This window comes from Methylotenera sp., from assembly GCF_029945705.1.
Taxonomy (GTDB): domain Bacteria; phylum Pseudomonadota; class Gammaproteobacteria; order Burkholderiales; family Methylophilaceae; genus Methylotenera.
Genome location: NZ_JAQSDC010000003.1, coordinates 48,260 through 56,190, shown reverse-complemented (window position 1 = coordinate 56,190; position 7,931 = coordinate 48,260). Strand labels below are relative to the sequence as shown.

General features: G+C 42.2%; 8 protein-coding genes. 5 read left to right on the top strand and 3 right to left on the bottom strand.

Annotation, left to right across the window (positions count from 1 at the left end):
* Positions 1-185 precede the first annotated feature (185 nt).
* The 3 genes from PSU78_RS00910 to PSU78_RS00900 all read left to right on the top strand — a co-directional run bounded on the left by PSU78_RS00910 (position 186) and on the right by PSU78_RS00900 (position 2,331).
* The gene (locus tag PSU78_RS00910; protein WP_300382877.1) at positions 186-422 is read left to right on the top strand and encodes a DUF465 domain-containing protein; all 237 of its coding nucleotides are present in this window, start codon (positions 186-188) and stop codon (positions 420-422) included.
* 80 nt (positions 423-502) lie between these two features.
* On the top strand, positions 503-1,675 hold the full coding sequence (locus PSU78_RS00905) for an MFS transporter (RefSeq protein ID WP_300382874.1): 1,173 nt from the start codon (positions 503-505) through the stop codon (positions 1,673-1,675).
* Positions 1,672-2,331, top strand: a complete 660-nt coding sequence (locus PSU78_RS00900; protein ID WP_300382871.1) for a TIGR02281 family clan AA aspartic protease — start codon at positions 1,672-1,674, stop codon at positions 2,329-2,331. Before PSU78_RS00905 ends, PSU78_RS00900 begins: the two co-directional genes overlap by 4 nt.
* Positions 2,332-2,463: 132 nt before the next feature.
* Here the strand turns inward: PSU78_RS00900 and PSU78_RS00895 are convergent, their stop codons facing one another.
* A complete protein-coding gene (locus PSU78_RS00895; protein ID WP_300382868.1) occupies positions 2,464-2,697 on the bottom strand; it encodes a hypothetical protein in 234 nt (77 codons plus the stop codon).
* A gap of 228 nt (positions 2,698-2,925) precedes the next feature.
* On the opposite strand from PSU78_RS00895, the gene PSU78_RS00890 reads away from it, so the two are divergent.
* Together PSU78_RS00890 and PSU78_RS00885 are read left to right on the top strand one after the other, a co-directional pair.
* Entirely contained in the window at positions 2,926-3,600 is a 675-nt protein-coding gene (locus tag PSU78_RS00890) for a response regulator transcription factor (RefSeq protein WP_300382865.1), read from the top strand.
* 18 nt (positions 3,601-3,618) lie between these two features.
* Entirely contained in the window at positions 3,619-5,022 is a 1,404-nt protein-coding gene (locus PSU78_RS00885; RefSeq protein ID WP_300382862.1) for a sensor histidine kinase N-terminal domain-containing protein, read from the top strand.
* Between the two features lie 100 nt (positions 5,023-5,122).
* Here the strand turns inward: PSU78_RS00885 and folE2 are convergent, their stop codons facing one another.
* Entirely contained in the window at positions 5,123-5,926 is an 804-nt protein-coding gene (folE2, locus tag PSU78_RS00880; RefSeq protein ID WP_300382860.1) for a GTP cyclohydrolase FolE2, read from the bottom strand.
* Positions 5,927-5,998: 72 nt separating this feature from the next.
* On the bottom strand, positions 5,999-7,882 hold the full coding sequence (gene dxs, locus PSU78_RS00875) for a 1-deoxy-D-xylulose-5-phosphate synthase (RefSeq protein ID WP_300382857.1): 1,884 nt from the start codon (positions 7,880-7,882) through the stop codon (positions 5,999-6,001).
* Positions 7,883-7,931 lie beyond the last annotated feature (49 nt).

The following is a 7,931-nucleotide window of genomic DNA, read 5'->3' as shown; positions in this document are numbered from 1 at the left end:
AAATAAAACAATGGGTTAAGAAACATATGGGCTAGTTATCTAGGACAGCCCCTTATTTAATTTAACGCATCTTGGTTGATGTATGTCATTTTAGTTTAGCTTTAGCCGTTTGATAATTAAAACTTAACTCAATGGACTTTAGATATTAGTACCATAGAGTTTTTATTAATGAATGAGAGCTTACTATGAATATTGAACACCACGATTTAGCGCATGAGTTTCCAGAGCACCGCGAAAAAATCCATCATTTGAAATTGGAAAACGCGCATTTTGCTAAGCTATTTGATGCTTATCACCACTTAACAAAAGATGTTGAGCGTATAGAAGGTGAAGATGTGCCAGTTTCAGATGTGGCACTAGAAAATCAAAAGAAAGAGCGCATTCAACTTAAAGATCAGCTTTATGCGATGTTGGTTGCATAGCGCTTCGTTAGCTAGTCATTAATTAGTAAAAAGTCGGCTTCTGCCGACTTTTTTTATGGCGCCGTTCTATATAATTGGGCATGCATTCAAATCTTCACTTTAAGCTATCTCGTTTTTATTTCATCTATTATTTCTTTGTAGGGGCGTTTGTTCCTTATTGGGGTTTATATTTAAAGTCTGAGCAGTTTAGTCCTGCTGATATTGGTATTTTGATGTCGCTATTCCAAATCAGCCGCATTTTTGCGCCAAATTTTTGGGGTTGGTTAGCTGACCATACTGGCAAACGTGCCCAGTGGATTAAGCTCACCGCTTTTTTAGGGTTATGTGGATTTACGGCGGTATTTTGGGCGCATGGGTTTTATTGGCTATTTTTTGTGATGGCGGCGCTGAGTTTATTTACTAGCTCTACCTTGCCATTAGCTGAATCACTCACATTGGCGCATTTGGCGACTACTAACGGACATTACAGTCGCATTCGCATGTGGGGCTCGCTAGGCTTTATCGCGGCTTCTGTTGTGTTAGGTTATCTGATTGATTTCACTGGCATAAAAAGTTTATTATGGTTTTTGCTTGCGGTGCAAATTATGCTGTTTGCCTTAACGCATACCTTGCCCGATGCCAAGGTTGAGCCGCACGCGCACGACCACTTTTCTATATGGCAAGTCATTAAGCAACCCAATGTGCTGGCTTTACTCATAGGCTGCGCGTTAATGGTGACCGCTCATGGGGTGCTCTATAACTTCTATTCGATCTATTTGAGTGACCACGGCTACAGCAAAGGCATGATAGGCTTGCTTTGGGCGGTAGGAGTGATCTGCGAAATCGGTATTTTTATGTTAATGCCCAAGATTATGGCGCGTTATAGCCTAAAAACAATTATGTTAATTAGCTTGCTACTCGCAGTCGTCCGTTTTGTAATGATAGGCGTTGCTGTTGATAATATTGTCTTGCTCGTGCTTGCTCAAACTTTGCATGCGGCGACTTTTGGCAGTTTTCATGCGGGATCAGTCGAGGTTATTACTCACTTTTTCAAGGGCCGACATCAAGCTAAAGGCCAAGCGATATATAACAGTGTGGCTTATGGCATAGGCGGTACCATAGGCGGTGTGGCTGGTGGTTATGCGCTACAATATATTGGTGGAGAGAAAACGTTCATGCTGGCAGCTATATTCCCTCTATTAGGGTTGCTAGTGATAGGTTTAGGTTTGAAATTGACACATAATCAGCAAGGCTCACAAGGGATGTTTAGATGAAATTAAAAGATTCACTTTGCAAGGCTGTTGTTTTAGCTGCTGGTTTACTGGCGGCGGGTGCATCGGTTGCTGATACACAAGTCAATATTGTCGGGCTTTTTAGCAATAAGGCGGTGCTGATTATCAATGGCGGAAAGCCTAAAACCTTAAGTGTCGGTCAAACCAGTGATGGCGTTAAGTTGATTGCTGCAGATAGCCAAGCCGCCACCTTGCAAGTGGAAGGAAGCACTAAGCGATTAGGTATGGGCCAAGCTGCATCTGTGGCGGGTAAATCATCTAACGCCTCTGCAAGCGCTGTTTTGTATGCTAACCCCCAAGGGCACTTCGTTTCGGACTGCCAAATCAATGGTGCATCATTAAAATTCATATTAGACACTGGCGCCACGAGTGTTGCGTTAAATAGCGGCGATGCAAAGTTCGCTAATATTGATTACAAGCGAGGCGAGCCTATGCAAGTGAGTACGGCTAATGGTGTGGTAACAGCGTATCGAGTGACGATAGGGACGCTTAAGATTGGCAGCATTACGCTTAACCAAGTAGAAGCCAGTGTGTTGGAAGGCGGTTCGCCACCATTGGTGTTATTGGGAATGAGTGCTTTAAATCGCTTGGATATGAAGCGCGAGGATATAGCTTTAACGCTCACAAAGAAATACTAGTGTAAGCGCGCGTAAAATAAAAAGGGCAGAAGATCTGCCCTTTTTATTTGCTTTTAACTAGAAATAAATCTCAACACTTATTTTTGAAACCTTAAAATCAAAAACAAGTTTTGTTAAACCTTGCTTTAACTATTACTTAGCTTCTGCTGGAGCAGCAGGTGCTGCTGCAGGTGCTTCAGCGGCTGCTTTTTTAACATGTTTTTTGTGATGTTTCATCGCTGGTTTAGCGGCTTCTGTTTTTGCTGGCTCAGCGGCTGCAGCTTCAACTTTAGCTGGTTCAGCAGGTTTAGGAGCGTCTGCCGCGAAAGTTGAAGTAGCTAATGAAAGAGCTGCAACTGCGAATAATGATGCTAATAATTTGTTCATTTAAATCTCCTGAAATTAATGATAAGTTTGCCGTTAGATGGACTGCTTAAATGCCTAATTAACTTTCTCGTTAATCACTTTATCAACCACCATGGATAACAATTTACAGCATCAAGCTGACGTGAAACTGACAGCTAATCATTTTGAAAAATATTTATTTCCTACTTTTTAAACTGAGTAGAATGTATTCATTGTTGGGTAAGTTACATTTGATTTGAGGTGATTACGTTGAGGTTATTATTAGTTGAGGACGATTTAATTCTTAAAGATGGACTTGAGCGTTCGTTCGTTAAATCTGGATATGCAGTTGATGTTATCTCCGACGGAGAGGGCGCCAATAAATTACTGACGTATCAAGAGTACGACGTGATTGTGCTGGATTTAGGTTTGCCTAAATTAAGTGGTTTTGAGGTGTTGAAGCGGCTTAGAGCGCGTGGTAGCAATACTCCCGTGTTGATTTTAACGGCTTTAGAGGATACACAGAATCGCGTAAAAGGGTTGGATTTAGGCGCAGACGATTATTTAACCAAGCCATTTGAACTTGCTGAGTTAGAAGCGCGTGTGCGCGCCTTGATTCGCCGTGGTGTGTCTGGGGGGAGTGCAAAGATTAGTTTTGGCGGTTTAGTTTTTGACACCACAAATAGGCAGTGTATGGTTGGAGATGTGGCGTTATCACTATCTGCTCGTGAAATGGCGTTGTTGGAGCTATTGATACTTAAAGCAACCAAGGTCGTCAGTAAGGTGAAAATTATGGAGCATCTTTGTAGCTGGGACGAGGAAATTAGTGAAAATGCAGTAGAAGTGATTGTTTCTCGCCTAAGAAAGAAGCTACTGGTATTTGGTGTTGAGATTAAAACAATACGCGGTTTAGGCTATCTATTAGCCAAGCTGGAAACCAATTAGAAGCCACGTCACACAAATATGATACATATCAAAAGCAATTCCATACGCCAAAAACTATTGAATTGGTTACTCATTCTACTCATTCCCACTTTGTTCTTGGGTACTATTTCCGCTTATTATTTAGCCTCTTATTTCGCAAATTTAGCCTATGACAGCGGCCTATTCCGCTCAGTTTTAGCCTTAGCTGACGAAGTCGAGGTAAAGTCGGGCGTGATGGTCGTCGATTTACCTGATAGTGCACTGAATTTACTCGAATACGATATTGATGATGACTACAGGCATTACCTGATACTAGATCCCAATCACAATGTCATACTTGGTGAAGAGCAATTGGCTTTACCTAAAGTCTTGCCTGCTGAAGGAAAGTCAACGTTTTATGACTCAGAGTTCGAAAATAAAAAATTACGCATGGTAGCCTTGAATTTCCCTCTGACTGATGTTGGTGCAAAAGGCAGCGCCATTGTGGTCATAGGTGAATCGACAATAAAAAGAGATAAGATGGCGGGAGAAATTGTAGCCATCATGCTAGTGCCACAAATTATATTGGTGATATTGATTATTATTCTTGTCAATATAGGCATTCAAAGAGGGCTTATTTCGCTGGATAGATTGAGAGCTCTGATTTTAAGGCGACTGCCAACTGATACAAGACCATTAGAGGAGCTTGATGCACCTGAAGAGTTACAACCTTTATTGCATGCGATGAATGAGTTGATTGTCAAAGAAAAAAGCGCAGTGAATGAGCGCCGTCACTTTCTGGCGAATGCTGCACATCAACTTAAAACACCGTTAGCTGGGTTAAAAATTCAGGCAGAAGCAGCGTTGCGAGAGAGTGACTTAGCGAGCATTCAGCATGCACTTAAACAGATTAGCGCGGGCAGTGACAATCTCGGTCGCTTGGCAAATCAGCTATTAAGCTTGGCTAGAGCGGAGCCAGAGGGCGTGGCCGCTCAAACTTTTGTCAGCGTAGATTTAGTAAAATTAATGAATGAGGTGACTTCAGCTTGGGTGCCGAAAGCATTAGATAAGAATATTGATTTGGGTGTTGAGTGTGAACTTAAAGAGTTATACATCAGTGCTAATAATATTTTATTACAAGAGCTGCTGAATAATTTAATCGACAATGCCATCAGGTACAACCAAGCAGGTGCAAAGGTCACGGTGGGTTTAGATACGATCAATCACGAAGCAGTATTATCTGTGCAAGATAATGGCTTAGGTATAGCTTTTTTAGAACAGCAGAAGGTGTTTGAACGTTTTTATCGTGTGCTAGGAACAGCAGAGAGTGGCTGTGGCTTGGGTCTCGCAATCGTGCAAGAAATTGCGCATCAACATCAAGCGCGTGTTTTGCTGGAATATAGCGACATGAAAAAACAGACGGGCACGACGGTAAAGGTTATATTTCGTTTAAATGAGGTTTAACTTGTTGAAAGTATAAGCTTTAAATTTATAGTTACTCTTAAGTAAAAAAGCCACTGTAAAAGTGGCTTTTTATTGAGTGAAAGTGTTCTTAAATGACCACTTAATGTTTGCGTTTATCGTGTTCAATTAACGCATAAGCAGAGTGGTTGTGTATCGATTCAAAGTTTTCACTTTCAACCGTGTAAGCCACAATACGGCTTTCTTTGCTTAGCTGGGCTGCAACATCACGCACCATATCCTCTACAAATTTAGGATTATCATAAGCGCGCTCAGTCACATATTTTTCATCTGGGCGTTTTAATAAACCATAAAGCTCGCATGAAGCTTGTTTTTCTACCAAATCAATAATGTCTTCAATCCAGATGAAGTTATTAATGAGCGCAGTGACGGTGACATGTGAGCGTTGATTATGCGCACCATAATCTGAAATCTTTTTGCTACAAGGGCATAAGCTTGTCACTGGTACAAGTACTTTTACTGTGATGTCAAACTTACCTTGGTTGATTTCGCCGATAAATGTCACTTCGTAATCTAGCAAACTTTTTACGCCAGATACTGGTGCAGCCTTGTTCACAAAATATGGGAAAGTCATTTCTACGTGACCAGATTCCGCCTCTAGGCGTTTGACCATTTCACGTAAAATTGTTTCAAATGACTCAACTGAAATCGCATGTTCGTTGACATTAAGAATCTCAACAAAACGTGACATGTGCGTACCTTTGAATTGCTGCGGCAAATGCACATACATGTTAAACATGGCGACAGTATGTTGCTCTCCGCCCGATTTATCTTTAACGACTACTGGGTGGCGAATAGCTTTGATTCCCACCTTATCAATGGCGATATGACGTGTATCAACAGTGTTTTGTACGTCTTCAATAGGGCTTGGTATAGGTTGATTCATGTTGTTTCCAATTTAGCAAATGCATTATAACTAGCAACTGAGCTAGCTAAAGTTTAATAGTTGAGTATATCACTAGGTTATTAGCTTCGCAATTGTCGATGCAATACCTTCTGCATCTAGACCACATTCCGCCAGCATAGTTTCATGCACGCCATGCTCAATAAATTTATCTGGCAAGCCTAGGCATAACGTTTTAATTGGCGATTTATTAGGGTTTTGTATTGCTTGCAAAGCTTCTAGCACGGCAGAGCCTGCACCACCCATCACACTATTTTCTTCAACCGTGACGATTAATGTGTGGTCATTTGCCAATTTTTCAATCATTATTTTATCTATAGGCTTAACAAAACGCATATTAACAACGGTTGCATCAAGTTTTTCACCTGCTTTTAAACAGGCATTCAGCATACTGCCGAAACTTAAAATGGCAATTTTTTGTTTAGCGCTGGTTGTGGTATTGCGTCTAATTTCAGCAGTGCCAATTTCAATCGCTAGCATTTTCTTTTGTATTACAACACCAGCACCACTGCCGCGAGGGTAGCGAACAGCAGAAACGCCGTTATATTGAAAGCCTGTGTATAGCATTTGCCTGCATTCATTTTCATCACTAGGCGCCATAATCAAGATGTTGGGAATACATCTGAGGTAGCTTAAGTCAAAGCTACCAGCATGAGTAGGGCCATCTGCGCCAACCAGCCCAGCACGATCTATTGCGAATAACACTGGTAGGTTTTGCAAGGCAATGTCATGAATCAATTGATCGTAAGCGCGTTGTAGAAACGTGCTGTAAATTGCTACGACTGGCTTTAAGCCATCGCAAGCCATACCCGCCGCAAACGTGAGTGAATGTTGCTCAGCAATGCCTACATCGTAATAGCGATCAGGATATTTTTCTGCAAAGGTGTTTAAGCCAGAACCGTCGCACATTGCAGGAGTGATGCCTATTAATCGATGATCAAGTGCCGCCATATCAACCAGCCACTCACCAAATACTTGAGTATAGGTCTTTTTAGTACTACTGCTGAGCGCATCACCGTTAAATGGATCGAACTTACCTACGCCATGAAACTTATTAGGATTATCTTCCGCGGGTTCAAAACCTTTGCCTTTTTGCGTCACAATATGTAAAAACTGCGGGCCTTTCAGTTGTTTAATATTGCTTAAAGTATCAATCAACGCATCCATATCGTGCCCATCGATTGGGCCAATATAGTTAAAGCCAAACTCCTCAAACAATGTCCCAGGCGTTACCATGCCTTTCACGTGTTCTTCGGCACGTTTAGCGAACTCCATGACGTGAGGCACTGCGGAAAGTACTTTTTTGCCAGATTTACGCACAGTGCCATAGAAGCGGCTGGATAGAAGTTTTGCGAGGTAGTTATTCAGCGCGCCGACATTGTTTGATATGCTCATATCATTGTCGTTAAGAATCACCAGCACATTAGCATCCATATCACCAGCATTGTTTAGCGCTTCAAAAGCCATCCCAGCGGTCATCGCGCCATCGCCGATAATCGCTACAGCACGTCTTTCTAAGCCAGCTTTTTGCGCAGCAACTGCCATACCTAATGCGGCGGAGATTGAGGTGCTAGAATGCCCTGTGCCAAACGTATCGTATTCACTTTCGGTGCGGCGAGGAAACCCTGCAATGCCTTGCGGATTGCGTAGAGATTGCATTTGCTCACGGCGGCCCGTCAGTATTTTATGTGGATACGTTTGGTGGCCGACATCCCAAACCAATCGGTCATCTGGGGTGTTGAATACGTAATGTAGCGCGATTGTCAGTTCAACCACGCCTAAGTTTGATGCTAAATGACCCCCCGTTTTTGCAACGCTATTGATCAGAAACGTGCGTAACTCCTGGGCAAGCGGAACAAGCTGCCTACGCTCAAGTTGACGCAGTTGCAGCGGTGAATCTATCGTGTTCAGTATTACGCTGTTAGGTAGTGAAGTCACAAGTTATAGTGTCGCTATTAGTAAGTTGATGATTGGTTTGATAAAAAGT

Coding starts and splice junctions, on each gene's coding strand:
- PSU78_RS00910 (WP_300382877.1), top strand. CDS start 186: ATGAATATTGAACACCACGATTTAGCGCATGAGTTTCCAGAGCACCGC.
- PSU78_RS00905 (WP_300382874.1), top strand. CDS start 503: ATGCATTCAAATCTTCACTTTAAGCTATCTCGTTTTTATTTCATCTAT.
- PSU78_RS00900 (WP_300382871.1), top strand. CDS start 1,672: ATGAAATTAAAAGATTCACTTTGCAAGGCTGTTGTTTTAGCTGCTGGT.
- PSU78_RS00895 (WP_300382868.1), bottom strand. CDS start 2,697: ATGAACAAATTATTAGCATCATTATTCGCAGTTGCAGCTCTTTCATTA.
- PSU78_RS00885 (WP_300382862.1), top strand. CDS start 3,619: ATGATACATATCAAAAGCAATTCCATACGCCAAAAACTATTGAATTGG.
- folE2 (WP_300382860.1), bottom strand. CDS start 5,926: ATGAATCAACCTATACCAAGCCCTATTGAAGACGTACAAAACACTGTT.